The following is a 14390-nucleotide window of genomic DNA, read 5'->3' on the forward strand; positions in this document are numbered from 1 at the left end:
ATTTGGGTAAAGGATGCAGGCTTATACGAAGGTACTTGCAGCATTTGCTGATCATTCTGATTTAGTGACTGTATGGAACACTGCTAGAGAAGCGTTTGGACCATACCAGTACCTTAACTGGAGTCACCGTTTTGGGTTATGAAAATCAATTAGTTGAAATAAAAGCAGTCGCTGCAGTATCGAAAAAAGGCAGAGGGGGATAAATTTATGCAATTTATTATTACGGCTTATGACGGCACTGATGAGAAGGCCTTGGAAAGAAGATTACAGGCAAGGGAAGAACATCTGAGAGGTGTAGAGAAGAGATGTAAAGAAGGAGAGCATTTATATGCTGGAGCGATCCTTGATGATGAAGAAAAAATGATTGGCTCCATGATGGTGGTGGAGTATCCATCAAGAGAGGAACTGGACCTATGGCTTAATGAAGAACCTTATGTAACCGGAAAGGTATGGGAGAAAATTGAGGTTCATCCTTGTAAGGTGCCACCCATTTTTATGCAGCTGCATGGGGAAAGAAGCTCATAATACATCAATCTGAATTTGAAAACCGGTTAAACGATTGTTTTCTGCCGTCTGTATAAGTACTGGCGGCTTTTTAGTGTAAATGTAAATAACTGATGATCATCTTTTCCCTTTGGTGCTAATGTAGTTAATCCTGTGATTTATTTAAAGAACGATCGGTATTCTATTCTCCATATAAGATATTCAGTTTGTAACTGGGACCATACAAAGCCGCCGACCATTAAGGCGAAGTAGAGTTTCCTAACTTGTTTATTTTCTGATTTTCTTCCTGCAAATGCAGTATGAAAGGCTGCCAGGACGTGCGCCAATACAGGGAGAAAATTTTTCATCTTTAACACTCATTTCTTTTTAATTATAATTCAGGAATTTATATATTCTTCCTTTAAACGCCCATGCAAAAACTTACTAGTGTTAATTTGTTTAGCTAGACCAATATTCATCTGAGAACGTTCCCCGTTTTTCACCCACTTTCGAAATGAACCAGGTAATAGAGCTTAGGGCAATTAACACAATTTCCAATGTAAAGATAGATGGATAAGGACCCGGTAAATCAATTAAACTCGGGCTTTCGGTTTGTGCCGCAAGTACCAATAATTTCAGTCTGGCTGGTTATTTACGAAAAAAATGATTGGCAAAAGTAAAGATCAATAGCTTCCTTGTGTTTTACAGAAAATAAGCTAAATTGGAACGAATGATTACTGCGGCTAAACCAACCCATGATTTTCCTCCCCACTAATGAATAAGAGCAAACATAAGGGATGCTTATTCTATATGATTTATACACTTTTGGGCTCTAAATGGTTAAAGTCATAAAAAATTATTGCCCTTTGATTCTTATCAAGATTGGAAGTCCATTGAAATAGAATAAGATACATTTTTCTACCGATAATAAGGAATATTTTAAAAAAGAAAGAGGAGAGTATTCCATGCGAGATGTAACTTCTTCAAAACCGAAATCAGAGCCTAACGCTGTTCCTTTAGGGGTTAAGTTAACAGATAATGAAATTACAAATGGACTAGCATTTAAGCTCGTTACATCCTCTCAGCTTTGTGCAAAGAGAAAAGCAGATGCATTATGTAATGATGCAGTAAAAATGTGGATTGAATTCTTTCTTGAATGGGCTATGTTTGGTGGAACTCTAAAAACAATTATGCGAAAACGAGGGTGGATGAAGGTTCCGCCTTATTATTTTCCCCCTGGATTTATGAATAAGTAGAAAACGAACTCATATTTTTATTTTGGCTCTGTTAATCAAATGTAAATTAAGGGCCTTATAATAGGCCCTTAATTTTTTCATCTTCAACTAACGCTCCCCCCAATTGAAGATTACATCTATCTTTTTCCTAAAGAAAAACCATCAAACAACTTTCCCCCAAATGGCTGCAGGACATTATCAGCTAATTCTATAACTTGGCCTTTGTTGCCTGTCTTATAAAATATATCAAAAGCCTTTACAAATTGATTTGCGAACTCCTCATCATAATCTTTTAATGAACGATATACCCATTTAGATGCACCAATCCATAGACGGTTTGTTCTCAAAACGAATTCACTTAATAACTCAGCAAGTGTAGTGGCTATAAATAATTCTTCTGATCTATTAGAAGAACCTATAAAATCATCGAGTGCATCCGAAAGAAAATATCGCTTTGTATTTATCGTTTCTTCGGACCATTCTTGTGGACCGTTATGTAATAAATCATTTGCCTCTTTTCTTATAGACTCAATTACCCCATCATCTTTTAGGACGATCCCTTCTGAAACCATTCTTGGCATCGACGGTCTCGCTCTTTCATAATCCATTTTAAAAAATTGTTTATAAGAGGTTAAAGTATGTACAAACACTTCAATATACCAGCCATATTCTATTAATGACTCTCTGTAAGATGTTCTATTGTTTTTATCAAAAATAACAATATCAAGGTCAGACTTTTCTGTTGCTTCACCCCGTACAACACTTCCTGCTAATAAAGCTCCCTTACAATTCGGAAAATGGGCATTAACAAACTGGTGTGCTGCTTCGATAGGGGGTAATTTATTCAAATTTGTCACTGGTTTCACATCCGATTAATAAAATTTCATATACTTGTTCTATATTTTAGAGGAAAATACCTTTAAATTCCATGCCTTGCTTAACTATCCTGTCCTGTTGAAGAAGTGAAAATTAACTAAAACTTTATCAAAAAGTACTATTGGCATTTAAGAGTTTGTTAAAGTTAATGCATACTATTCCATCGTAAACACACCTAGGATACGGTAAGAAGAATTTTAGTTCCCTTTAAGCATTATATTGGAGAGTATGTATGGCACTGTCACATTCTTGAACACGAGGATCATGATATGATGAGACCGCTAATTATTACAGATAAGGATGGTGAGCAGGTAAATCAATTATAAAAAAATGGACCAAGTTCGCCATAGGCGAGTCAGAATTCAATAAAGCTATGTTCAAAAAAGCAGCCCTCAGGACGGATTTTTGCCTAGTGTATTTTAATGGTTATGTAAATAGATTATGATGTTTTTTAGTTGTTTGCTATTTTTCGGATACGATGATAGGTTCTCCAACAGAGTTTCAATCGTCATGGGAATGTATAGAAAAATCAAGCCTGTAATTGTGAACGTTGCTGCTGTGATTTTTAAGTTAATCTGCTAAAGTAATCAATGCGGAGGATACCTTTTTAAAAAAGATTTTGGTAAGGTACAGCGGCAGGTGAGATAGTTAGTCGTAACAGTGATCCCGGTAAGACTGTAATGAAAGCTGAAATATCGTGGAATAAATCTAATCTTACCAGCTGTACGATAGTTCCCACACGCACCTCTCTATAATTACTTCAACTATTCATATATAATATAAGCAATTCTAAATCCAAAAAGGTGAACATTTCATGAATACAACGATCAAAGATATAGCAAAGCTTGCTGGAGTCGCGAAGAGTACCGTTTCCAGGTATTTGAATGGCGGCCATGTAAGCGAACAGACAAAAGCCAAAATCAGAAAGGTGATTGAGGAAACGAAGTATGAACCTAATTCGTTTGCACAAAGCCTGAAGGCTAAGAAAACGAACTTTATCGGTGTCATTGCTCCTACGCTGGATTCTTATGTAACATCGACGGTGCTGATGTCAATTGATGAAGAGCTGAGAAAGCGGGAATATACCACCTTGATCATTAGTACAAGCAAGCATGTTGACCGTGAAATCGAAAGCCTGATCAGCTTGTCCCGCCAAAAAGTGGACGGCATAATTCTGATTGCGACAGGCGTAACGGAAAAACATATCGAGACGATTAACTCCATTCAAATTCCGGTTCTGATCGTCGCCCAGGAGGTCGATCATTGCACCTGCATTATTAATGATGATTATCAGGCAGGGTTTAAAATGGGCCAGTATGTTGCACAAAAAGGGCATCGCGCTGTGGCATATATCGGAGTAGCGGAAAGTGATATAGCCGTAGGGCAGCGCCGGAAGCAGGGGATAATGGAGGGTTTAAAGTCTGCTGGAGTCTCTGATGTTAAAACCTTTGTATCCCAGTTTGATTTGCAGGATGCGGCCAGAGTTACACAGGAAGTGCTCGAGGAAAGCTCTCCGACAGCCATTATTTGTGCTACTGACACAATTGCATTTGGAGCGATGAAGACTATCACGAAACTGGGGAAAAAAGTGCCGGAGGATTTTTCAATCGCTGGGTTTGGCGGATACAACATCTCAGAAGTCATTCATCCTGCCCTAACGACCATTCGATTTAAAAATGAAGAGACAGGTGTCATGGCTGCCGAAACGATTATCAAATTGACAAATGGCGAAAAGGTCCCCAACTTGCAGGTCTCCGGTTTTGATTTTATTGAAGGTGAGAGCGTGAAAAGTATATAAAGCTGATAACGTTTTCAAAAATGGGTTGTTGAAAACTGAAAACTGTACTATAATCAAATTAATGGAACCGGTTCCCGCACGACGAACCCTTATATAGGGTGAGAAGCGGGTTGTTTTTTAAACTAAAAAGGAACCGGTTCCAAAAAGTTAATGAACAAACATGACTATTTTTTTATCCAGAAATGGAACCGGTTCCGTTTCTAGATAAAGGGGAGGAAATAGACAAATGGCAAACATAAAATCCAAATACCTGCCTACAGTCCAAGAATTACTAAAGTTAATTGGAGGGAAAGAAAACCTTCAGGGCGCAGCCCACTGTGCCACAAGGCTGCGGCTGGTTCTGAAAGATAATTCACTGGCAGACACGATGGCCATTGGAGAGCTTGATTTTGTGAAAGGTTCGTTCGTAGCTGGAGATCAGCTGCAGATTATCTTTGGGGCAGGTACAGTTAATGATGTATATGCTGTCTTCACAGAAGAAGCAGGCATTTCAGGAATGTCACTTGGCGACGTAAAAGAGCAATCTGCCCAGAAACAGAATGCTTTTCAAAAAGGGATCAAGGCTTTATCTGATGTGTTTGTTGAAATCATTCCAGGCTTATTAGCCGCTGCGCTTTTGATGGGGGTTACAGGACTTCTCAGCCAGGAAGGAATTTTCGGCGAACAGTCGGTGGTTGAAATGTATCCGGCCATTGCTGGCTTTAATCGCTTTATCAGTATCATGTCAACCGGGATCTTTACGATTCTGCCATTGCTTGTTGTGTATTCAGCGACAAAGCGTTTTGGCGGCAACCCGGTTCTAGGGTTAGTGCTTGGTGCGATTATGCTTCACCCCGATCTTGCAAACGCTTATTTAGTTGGAAACGGAACGGTTGAGCCGGAAGTCATCAGTTTATTCGGCTTAAAGGTTTCACTTGTTGCATTCCAGGGCGGGATTATCATTGCATTGTTAATGGGACTTGTTGTGGCTAAGCTTGACCAATTTTTCAGCAGAAAAGTTCCGGATATTATTAAGCTTTTCCTTGCGCCTTTTCTAACGATTGTCGTTTCTGGTTTTCTATTATTCTCGGCTATTGGCCCATTTGGCCGTCTCTTATCAGATGGCATTACCGCGGGTCTGATGTGGAGTGTCGATAACTTAGGGATTGTCGGGTTCATGCTGTTTGCGGGAATCCAGCAGGTGATTGTTATTACCGGCCTTCATCACGTCATTGGAGCAGTTGAAGCACAGTTGATTGCTGACACAGGATCGAACTTCATTATGCCGCTGATGTCGGTTGCTTTAATGGGACAGGGTGGAGCAGTCCTTGGGTACACTTTGGCTCTATGGAAAAATGATAAAGCCAAACAGATTGGCATTTCAGCGTTTGGTTCGACTTTATTCGGAATCTCTGAACCTGCACTGTTTGGGGTTAACGTGAAATATAGATTTCCGCTCGCTATGGGCTGTATTGGCGGTGCCATCGGCGGAGCGTATGTATACATGACAGGTATTAAGGCATTAGGCTTTGGTGCGACTGCACTGCCTGGTTTCGCGATTGTGGCGGCACAAGGAAACGGACATATCAACTACATTATCGCCAATGTACTGGCCTTAGCAGTAGGAGCGATTCTGACGGTTGTGTACTTTAAAGTGAAAAAACCAAACTTAGATTAATAGAATGGGAGGGAGAAATTCCTCTCTTCTCTATTTTTACAGGAGAGGACTTAGTATGGAGAGATATACAGAAGAGAAGTATCGAACGTTATATGAAGCAAAAGAGAATGAACTGGAAAGGCTCCGAGAAAAATCCGCAGAATCCGCATGGAAGCCGGCCTACCATATACACCCGCAGTACGGTTTAATTAATGACCCTAATGGGCTTGCTTATTTCAACGGTGAATTCCACGTCTTTTATCAGTGGTACCCATTTGGTGCAATGCACGGCATGAAGCATTGGGCCCACGTGAAATCAGCGGACCTTGTGAACTGGGAGCGGCTTCCGGCTGCATTGGTGCCGGTGGAGGATTATGAGTCTCATGGTGCCTATTCCGGTGCTTCTCTTGAGGTGGACGGAATGCTCTATTTGTATTACACAGGCAATATCAAATACAGTGCAGAGGAAAGATCGGCGAATCAGTGCCTGGCGATCATGGACCAGGAAGGGAAGATTCAAAAATATGAAAACAACCCGATTATTGAAGGGGTTCCGCAGGGCTATACGGGGCATGTCCGCGATCCAAAGGTGTTTGAAAAGAACGGACGCTACTATATGCTGCTTGGTGCACAGCGGGAAAACCTGACAGGCGCCATCATTGTCTATGAATCTGATAATGCCATTGACTGGTCATTTAAAGGGGAGCTGGATCTGCACATTGATTTTCCTGATTCGGTATATATGCTGGAGTGTCCGGATTATTTCGAGCTCGACGGCAAAGATGTGCTGATTTTCTCTCCGCAAGGGTTAAAGCCTGAAGGGCATGATTACCATAATCTATATAATGTCATGTATGCAGTGGGCCATTTAGATGCAGAAGCTCTTTCATTTGAGCCTGAGCATTTCCAGGAGCTTGAAAAAGGATTTGATTTTTACGCTCCGCAAACTTTTGCCGGCAAACAAAATGAGCGCCTGTTATTTTCATGGGCCGGCATGGGTGAAATCGATTATCCGAGTGATAAAGAGGATTGGGCGCATTGCCTGTCCATTCCGCGTGAGCTGTGTCTTGTCGATGGGAAGCTTGCTCAAAGACCGGCAGAAATGCTGAAGCAGCTTCGCGTAAAGTCGGAAACGAGCAGCGTGACCATTGAGTCGGGAAGCCTGATAATTGATGAAGGAATCGGGCAGCACGAGCTCGAATTTAATTTTGATACAGTAGATGCTGATGTATTTGGGATTGAGCTGTTTGCTTCTGAAAAAGAGGGTTTAGTGCTTGAGTTTGACCGCAGCTCACAAGCTGTGAGTCTGAACCGGGAAAAATTTGCATCCTCATTTGGCGGGGAATACGGTTTTGTAAGAAGCTCTGAACTGAAAATCGATTCTTCTGTAAGAGTTCAGGTGTTTGTTGACCACAGTATAGCTGAGATTTTTATCAATGATGGGGAAGCTGTATTCACGGCAAGGGTCTTTCCTGAAAAAGGGGCGGACGGAATCAAACTGTTCAGTGACAAAAAAGTCAGCTGCACTTATACAAAGCAAGAGTTAAAGCAAGGCATTACACGTTAAGGGTGAGAACATGACGAAATTATACTCGATTGGTGAAGTATTAATAGATTTTATCCCGCTCGATAAGGGGGCTGCATTAAAGGATGTCACCGCTTTTGAGCGGGCTCCAGGCGGTGCACCGGCTAATGTTGCTGCGGCCGTGGCAAAGTTTGGACACAATGCATCTATGATTACAAAGCTCGGTTCTGATGCATTTGGCGATTTTCTGATTGAACAGCTTCAAAATGCCGGGGTAGAGACAGACAAGATACTCAGGACCAACGAAGCCAATACAGGACTTGCTTTTGTATCGCTGAAAGAAAACGGTGAGCGTGATTTCTCTTTCTACCGGAAACCCTCTGCAGATTTGCTCTTTGAAGAATCGGAGCTGCAGGAAGAGTGGTTTGGTGAAGGGGATATCCTGCACTTCTGCTCGGTTGACCTGGTCGATAGCCCAATGAAAATAGCCCATAAGAGAGCTGTGGAAATAATGAAGAAAAAGGGCGGCCTAGTCAGCTTTGATCCGAATGTAAGACTGCCGTTATGGGAGAGTCCAGAGGATTGCCGGGCTGCCATTCTTGAATTTTTGCCCCATGCTCATATTTTGAAGGTTTCGGATGAAGAACTGGAATTCATCACCGGAATCAGTGATGAGGCTGAAGCGATTGCTTCACTATTCAAGGGAGATGTTCAGGCTGTGGTCTATACGAAGGGCGCGGATGGAGCCGAATTATATACACAAGCTGATAAATGGGAGTCTTCGGGATTCACAGTAGATGTCCAGGATACCACAGGGGCAGGAGATGCTTTTATTGGCGGATTTTTATTTAAGCTTCTGGAAACTAACTCAAACCCTGAAAATGTATTAAGTATATTAAGAGAAAAGCATGCAGACTTTTTGCTGTTTGCTAATGCAAGCGGAGCTCTCACTGCCGCCGGTTTGGGTGCGATTTCTGCTTTGCCGGATAAAGAGACGGTTCTGGAGCTTTCACAGAAGGCATTTAACATTGATGGTGATAAAGCGTCTGGGATAGCAGAAAAATAAAAAATGAGTGGAAGCTGCTTGCTTCCACTCATTTTTTTCAAGCTTTTCAAAGCCCGGATTCGAGGACTCTATTTGCAGGATGGGCTGGTCTACTTGCAAGTTGGGCTGATCTATTTGCAGGATTAGCTGGTCTATTTGCAGGATTAGCTGGTCTATTTGCAGGATTAGCTGGTCTATTTGCAGGTTTGTCGGGTCTATTTTGCAGGATGGGCTGGTCTATTTAGGTTTGACTGTCTATTGCAGGATGGGCTGGTCTATTTGCAGGTTGGCTGGTCTATTTGTAAGTTTGACTGGTCTATTAGCAGGATAGGCTGATCTGATCTATTTGCAGGTTTGCTGGTCTATTTGCAAGTTTGACTGGTCTATTAGCAGGATAGGCTGATCTATTTGCAGGTTTGCTGGTCTATTTGCAAGTTTCACTGGTCTATTAGCAGGATAGGCTGGTCTATTTGCAAGTTTGACTGGTCTATTTGCAGGCTTGCTGGTCTATTAGCAGGATAGGCTGATCTGATCTATTTGCAGGTTTGCTGGTCTATTAGCAGGATAGGCTGGTCTATTTGCAGGTTTGCTCATTTATTTGCTGCCATTTATCTTCCCTCCAAAAGCATGAAGAAAGACTAACAGTACATCTTAATGGCATGAAAAGCTTCCGCTGCTTTTTGCGCGAACGCTAAAGGAGGCTCAACTGATTGAAAGTGAATGTAAAGGATGTGGGGCTTAGCGAACAGCCAGTGGTTGTGCAGGGCACTAATGATGACTCCGTTTTTGACTAACATCTGTGTTAAAAGAGGAATTTCCTCTTCCAGAAGAACAGTTTCACCAAGGTTAAGTGCATTTCCTTGATGGTCCAAAGACTCAAACGAAAGCGCGGCCCCCAGTTCCCCTTTGCTTGGCCGTCCCTGAATGGCAACGTTTAGGTTCCGTTTTATCTCCACAGAGCATACTCCATTTTCAAGCGTCATTTTTCCCTTTAATATATGGGCGTACTGATGGCACAAAGTCTGGTATCCGTTCACGCTGAATGACCACCTTACCTTTTTATATAGAAACTATGAATATCTGCTTTTTTTATGACTTAAAAGCTGGGTGGACTTCCTGAAAAATCATATTCAACTCCTGGAGAAATTAGGAATGAACAGCTCCATCTCTACAATATATTGATAAAGGGTGTTCCCGGGAGGTGGAATTTTATGAATATTATCGGAGAAAATGTAATTCGCAAGGAAGCAAACGACAAGGTGACGGGAAGGGCCAAGTATACGGCAGATGAACGTGGAGATCATGCGCTTCATGTGAAAATGGTCATCAGCAAGTATGCCCATGCCCGAATTGTTTCCATTGACCTTTCAAAAGCCAGAAAGGTTCCAGGAGTTAGAGCGATTATAATTGGGAGCAAAGATCTGCCTTTAACTGGTGAAGAAATCAGAGACCGGCCGCCCCTTGCGTTCGAAAAGGTCCGCTGCCACGGAGAGCCTGTCGCCCTGGTTGTCGCTGATCAGCCCTTCATTGCCCAACAAGCTGCCACTTTAATTGATGTTACATATGAGCTTCTCCCCGTTGTCCATTCTCCTTCCCAAGCCCTGAAAAAGAATGCCCCGCTATTGCATGAAAATTTAAGTTCATATGATAAGTTAGGTGCTGCATACCCAGTGCCCAATTCGAATATTTCCCACATTACCAAAATCCGTAAAGGAAGTATAGAAGATGGCTGGATACAGAGTGAGGTCATAGTTGAGGAATCTTTCAGGTTTTCTCCTTCTGATCATGCAGCGATGGAGACACGAAGTGCTTCTGCAGAAATCAAGCCGGATGGGTATGTTCATATCATGAGTTCTTCTCAGGCACCCTTCATGGTCAAGAAATTGTTAAGTACTTACTTTCAGCTAGATACAGGCAAAGTCATCGTTGAGACCCCCTTTGTTGGCGGCGGATATGGAGGAAAGGCAGCCATTCAATGGGAAATTCTTGCCTTTATTGCATCTCGGGCAGTCGGAGGGAAGAAGGTGAAGCTTACCTACTCCAGAGAAGAAGATTTAATAACAGCACCATGCCATGTCGGTCTCGAGGCCAAAATCAAATTAGGCTGTACCAGGGAAGGAATTCTAAAACCGGCAGAGATGATTTATCTTTTCGATGGCGGAGCTTATTCTGATAAAGCCATTGATGTCAGCCGTGCCGGAGGGGCAGACTGTACCGGGCCCTATCATATTGAACATGTGTGGTGCAATTCATTCTGTGTCTATACCAATCATCCATATGGCAGCCCTTACCGCGGATTTGGCCATTCCGAGGTGCTGTTTGCATTTGAGCGGACAATGGATATTCTTGCACGTAAGTTGCAGCTCGATCCGCTCGAATTCAGAGAAAGAAACGCCATATTGCCAGGGCATACAACACCGACACAGGTGCCATTAAATACTAGTAATCTCGGAAATTTGCCGGCATGCATCGAACGCCTGAAGGAGATTGTGAAGTGGGATGAGGGTGCAGTTCAGGTACTGGATAAGCGAAGGGTGCGTGTGAAGGGAATTTCCTGCAGCTGGAAGACCTCCACCATTGATACGAATGCAAGCTCCGGTGTTCTATTAACCTTTAATTCTGACGGGAGCATGAATCTGATGTCCGGTGTGGTGGAAATCGGAACCGGCACCAAAACGGTCCTGGCGCAGATCCTGGCTGAGCGCATGAAAATGAACATGGATCAAATACATGTGAAAATGGAAATTGATACCCGTTCCACTCCGGAGCATTGGAAAACGGTCGCAAGCCGCGGAGTATTTATGGCCGGGAATGCTGTTTTGCGGGCAGCTGAAGATGTAATTCGGCAAATCAAAGCTGTTGCTTCATGTGTATTGCGTACTGCCCCAGAGGAGCTTGACGTGGCTAACGGAAGAGTGTTCCTTAGAGATGAACCTGAGACAGAGCTAGATCTTAAGGACGTCGTTTACGGTTTTACTTTCCCGAATGGCAACACGATAGGGGGACAGATTATTGGGTATGGTTCCTACACTTTAAGGAGGATGACTTATCTGAATCCGGGAACCGGTGTGGGCAAGCCTGGTCCTGAGTGGACCGTCGCGGCACACCTTATAGAGGTAGAGTATGATAAACGGGATTATACTTATCGTCTAATAAAAGCGGTTTCTGTAGTGGATGTTGGAAAAGTTCTTCATCCTAAAATGGCGAAAGGGCAAGTAATGGGAGCTATGAGCATGGGGCTTGCCTATGCGGGGAGAGAAAGCTTCATCTTTGATGAACTGGGAAGAGTCATCAATCCGCAGCTGCGGACTTACAGGCCAATCCATTATGGGGAAAACCCCGAATATATTGCAGACTTCATTGAAACTCAGCAGAAGGATGCCCCTTATGGAGCAAGGGGTGTTGGTGAACATGGCATTCTGGGAATGCCCGGCGCGCTTGCTAATTGTTTAACCACTGCTTCAGGTATGGATTTAAATCAGCTGCCTTTAACTCCGGAATATATCTGGAAAGTAAAGGAGGCGAAACCGCTTTGATTCCTTTTGATTTTGAGTATTATAGACCAGCAGCCTTAAAAGAAGCGGCCAATTTATATAAGGAGCTGCTTGAATCAGGGAAGGAACCTGTCATTTTTGCAGGAGGAACGGAAATCATTACACTTGGCCGGCTAAATGAGGTGAAAACAGGTGCCGTTATTGATATTAAAGGTATTCCTGAGTGCAATACTTTCGGTTTTAAAGGAGATCATTTGTTTACAGGAGCCTCCCTGCGCTTAACCGAAATAGAGGAAATCAATCTCTTCCCGCTCTTAAGCAAAACCGTGAGTGAAATAGCTGACCGGACAGCGAGAAATAAAATAACGGCAGGAGGAAATATCTGTGGGCAGACATTTTACCGTGAAGCCGTATTGCCATTCCTTTTAACCGACAGTGAAATGATGATAGCGCATAGTAGAGGCATTCGAAACGTTCCGATTCAAGATATTTTTAAAGGCCGTCTTATGTTAAAGCCCGGAGAATTCCTTGTGGGCATAAAAACACATAAAAAGTATCTTCATGTCCCGTTTGAAAGCATCAAAAGGAGGCGCCAGTGGGATACGGGCTATCCGCTGCTTACCGCTGCTGCTGTCAAGGCTGAAGGCAGGATCCGAATCGCAATCAGCGGCCTTACTGATTTTCCTTTCCGTGCTTTCCAGCTAGAAGAAGCTCTCGGGAGCAGGGGGGCTGGAATGGAAGAAAGATTGGCAGAGGCCGTCCGCAGCCTTAATGTGCAGGTTCTGGATGACTCCGAAGGTTCTTCGGAATACCGGTTATTTGTTCTGAGGAACATCCTTTCGGATATAGCTGAAAAATTAGGGGGAGAGACTGGTGAAGGAATCTAGCTCCTTGAACACAAATGTTATATTGTCAGTAAATGGGGAGGAAAAAAGAGTTTCCTTTCGAAATGCAGAACTTCTGTTAGGAGTGCTGCGCAGCACGCTTGGTTTAACAGGCGCGAAACCAGGCTGCCTAAATGGAGACTGCGGTGCATGTACGGTCATTATTGACGGAATAGCCCAGAAGTCATGTCTGGTTCTGGCCATTGAAACAATCGGCAAAGACATCACCACCATTGAAGGGATACAGGAACCGATCCAGGGCGCCTTTATTGAACACTTTGCCTTTCAATGCGGATACTGCACTCCCGGCTTCATCATGAACTGCCATTCCCTATTGCTGAATCGCACCAATCCTTCTGATGAAGAAATAACCGAATGGCTGGAGTCGAATATTTGCAGGTGTACAGGATATCAGGAAATAAAGGAAGCTGTTAAAACAGCGATAGAGATTTCCAGAAAAAATAATTAATGTTTTATAGTGAGAATGAAAGCGTGCTAATGCCAGCTGTTTGTTATGAACGATTACTACAGCTCCATTACTGAAGGCTAAAAAGAGAGCATTAAAAGTCACTAAGAATAACGATGCCTTTGTCATCTATAAGATGTCTAAGACCAAAACAAGTTCAATGAAAGAATAAGGCGTTCCCTAAAAAAGAAGGGCACGCCTATTTTGTATGAACCTAAAACAAATTAATCTTATAAAAATTTATTCCGATATGGATAAAACTTACAATCAAACAAATAATAAAGTTTGGAGTGTACATAGTTGATTTGTGTAAACCATTTTTGAAAAAGGAGGAATTTCAAATGAAAAAATTAGCTGTCATTTCCATGGTTTTTATGATGCTGCTGTCCTTCTCTGGACTGGCATCAGCTGCAGAAAACACTGGTACTAAGAAAGACATCCGTTGATACTGCTGTACAAGCTGGGGATTTTAAGATCCTGGCGGCTGCTTTGGAGAAAGCGGGGCTGGTTGAAACGCTTAAAGGTGATGGGCCATTCACAGTTTTTGCTCCAACAGATGCTGCTTTCAACAAGCTCCTGACGGAATTGAACATTACTGCAGAACAGTTATTGGCAAGGAAGGATCTGAAGAATATTTTGCTTTATCACGTGGTTCAGGGTAAAGTCATGTCTTCTGATTTGAAGGATGGAATGAAGGCAAAAACTCTCGCAGAAAAAGAAGTGACAATCTCCCTTAACCCTGTTAAAGTCAATGATGCCACTGTGGTAACACCTGACATTGCTGCTTCCAATGGTGTAATTCATGTCATTGATCGCGTATTATTGCCGAAATAGTTATGAGAAGTGACTGAAATTCCCTCGGGGTTTCAGTCTTTTTGTGTGCCAGGCATGTTCATTAACTTGGCGGTGAAAGTCCGCTATGGGCGTTGGGATATGCGAACCATTAGC

The 14390-nt window shown here is 42.7% G+C and carries 12 protein-coding genes and 1 pseudogene; 11 read left to right on the forward strand and 2 right to left on the reverse strand.

Going from position 1 to position 14390, the window contains the following annotated elements; translation table 11 throughout:
• Positions 1–207 precede the first annotated feature (207 nt).
• Both ACTHRG_RS15305 and ACTHRG_RS15310 read left to right on the forward strand, forming a co-directional pair.
• Entirely contained in the window at positions 208–525 is a 318-nt protein-coding gene (locus ACTHRG_RS15305) for a YciI family protein (protein ID WP_440231550.1), read from the forward strand.
• Between the two features lie 923 nt (positions 526–1448).
• Complete coding sequence (locus ACTHRG_RS15310) at positions 1449–1739, forward strand: hypothetical protein (RefSeq protein WP_440231551.1); 291 nt, start codon at positions 1449–1451, stop codon at positions 1737–1739.
• A gap of 116 nt (positions 1740–1855) precedes the next feature.
• On the opposite strand, the gene ACTHRG_RS15315 is transcribed toward ACTHRG_RS15310, so the two are convergent.
• A complete protein-coding gene (locus ACTHRG_RS15315; RefSeq protein WP_440231565.1) occupies positions 1856–2566 on the reverse strand; it encodes a nucleotidyltransferase domain-containing protein in 711 nt (236 codons plus the stop codon).
• Positions 2567–2779: 213 nt separating this feature from the next.
• On the opposite strand from ACTHRG_RS15315, the pseudogene ACTHRG_RS15320 reads away from it, so the two are divergent.
• From ACTHRG_RS15320 to ACTHRG_RS15340, 5 genes and pseudogenes are all read left to right on the forward strand, one after another.
• A pseudogene (locus ACTHRG_RS15320) lies at positions 2780–2920 on the forward strand (multicopper oxidase domain-containing protein); the annotation flags it as partial.
• A 488-nt stretch (positions 2921–3408) separates the two neighbouring features.
• The gene (locus ACTHRG_RS15325; RefSeq protein ID WP_440231552.1) at positions 3409–4392 is read left to right on the forward strand and encodes a LacI family DNA-binding transcriptional regulator; all 984 of its coding nucleotides are present in this window, start codon (positions 3409–3411) and stop codon (positions 4390–4392) included.
• 226 nt (positions 4393–4618) lie between these two features.
• Complete coding sequence (locus tag ACTHRG_RS15330; protein ID WP_440231553.1) at positions 4619–6049, forward strand: PTS transporter subunit EIIC; 1431 nt, start codon at positions 4619–4621, stop codon at positions 6047–6049.
• Positions 6050–6104: 55 nt separating this feature from the next.
• The gene (locus tag ACTHRG_RS15335; protein ID WP_440231554.1) at positions 6105–7595 is read left to right on the forward strand and encodes a glycoside hydrolase family 32 protein; all 1491 of its coding nucleotides are present in this window, start codon (positions 6105–6107) and stop codon (positions 7593–7595) included.
• A 10-nt stretch (positions 7596–7605) separates the two neighbouring features.
• Entirely contained in the window at positions 7606–8619 is a 1014-nt protein-coding gene (locus ACTHRG_RS15340) for a carbohydrate kinase family protein (RefSeq protein WP_440231555.1), read from the forward strand.
• Positions 8620–9236: 617 nt separating this feature from the next.
• Here ACTHRG_RS15340 and ACTHRG_RS15345 read toward each other — a convergent pair.
• Positions 9237–9635, reverse strand: a complete 399-nt coding sequence (locus tag ACTHRG_RS15345; protein ID WP_440231556.1) for a DUF1259 domain-containing protein — start codon at positions 9633–9635, stop codon at positions 9237–9239.
• Between the two features lie 174 nt (positions 9636–9809).
• Here ACTHRG_RS15345 and ACTHRG_RS15350 point away from each other — a divergent pair, with 174 nt between their 5' ends.
• The 4 genes from ACTHRG_RS15350 to ACTHRG_RS15365 all read left to right on the forward strand — a co-directional run bounded on the left by ACTHRG_RS15350 (position 9810) and on the right by ACTHRG_RS15365 (position 14276).
• Positions 9810–12134: a xanthine dehydrogenase family protein molybdopterin-binding subunit gene (locus tag ACTHRG_RS15350; RefSeq protein ID WP_440231557.1), complete on the forward strand. Its 2325-nt coding sequence runs from the start codon at positions 9810–9812 to the stop codon at positions 12132–12134.
• Positions 12131–12979 carry an FAD binding domain-containing protein gene (locus ACTHRG_RS15355; protein ID WP_440231558.1) on the forward strand — a complete coding sequence of 283 codons (849 nt, stop codon included), beginning with the start codon at positions 12131–12133 and terminating at the stop codon, positions 12977–12979. The genes ACTHRG_RS15350 and ACTHRG_RS15355 overlap by 4 nt, the downstream gene beginning before the upstream one ends.
• 4 nt (positions 12980–12983) lie before the next feature.
• Positions 12984–13445 (forward strand): (2Fe-2S)-binding protein, encoded by a 462-nt coding sequence (locus ACTHRG_RS15360; RefSeq protein WP_440231567.1) that lies wholly within the window; start codon positions 12984–12986, stop codon positions 13443–13445.
• Between the two features lie 486 nt (positions 13446–13931).
• The gene (locus ACTHRG_RS15365) at positions 13932–14276 is read left to right on the forward strand and encodes a fasciclin domain-containing protein (RefSeq protein WP_440231559.1); all 345 of its coding nucleotides are present in this window, start codon (positions 13932–13934) and stop codon (positions 14274–14276) included.
• Positions 14277–14390 lie beyond the last annotated feature (114 nt).

Source organism: Cytobacillus sp. SAFR-174 (genome assembly GCF_051964675.1).
Lineage (GTDB): Bacteria > Bacillota > Bacilli > Bacillales > Cytobacillaceae > Cytobacillus.

Bases quoted from the DNA above. Each gene is read 5' to 3' on its own strand.
- ACTHRG_RS15350 (WP_440231557.1), top strand. From the start codon at position 9,810: ATGAATATTATCGGAGAAAATGTAATTCGCAAGGAAGCAAACGACAAG.
- ACTHRG_RS15325 (WP_440231552.1), top strand. From the start codon at position 3,409: ATGAATACAACGATCAAAGATATAGCAAAGCTTGCTGGAGTCGCGAAG.
- ACTHRG_RS15305 (WP_440231550.1), top strand. From the start codon at position 208: ATGCAATTTATTATTACGGCTTATGACGGCACTGATGAGAAGGCCTTG.
- ACTHRG_RS15330 (WP_440231553.1), top strand. From the start codon at position 4,619: ATGGCAAACATAAAATCCAAATACCTGCCTACAGTCCAAGAATTACTA.
- ACTHRG_RS15310 (WP_440231551.1), top strand. From the start codon at position 1,449: ATGCGAGATGTAACTTCTTCAAAACCGAAATCAGAGCCTAACGCTGTT.
- ACTHRG_RS15335 (WP_440231554.1), top strand. From the start codon at position 6,105: ATGGAGAGATATACAGAAGAGAAGTATCGAACGTTATATGAAGCAAAA.
- ACTHRG_RS15340 (WP_440231555.1), top strand. From the start codon at position 7,606: ATGACGAAATTATACTCGATTGGTGAAGTATTAATAGATTTTATCCCG.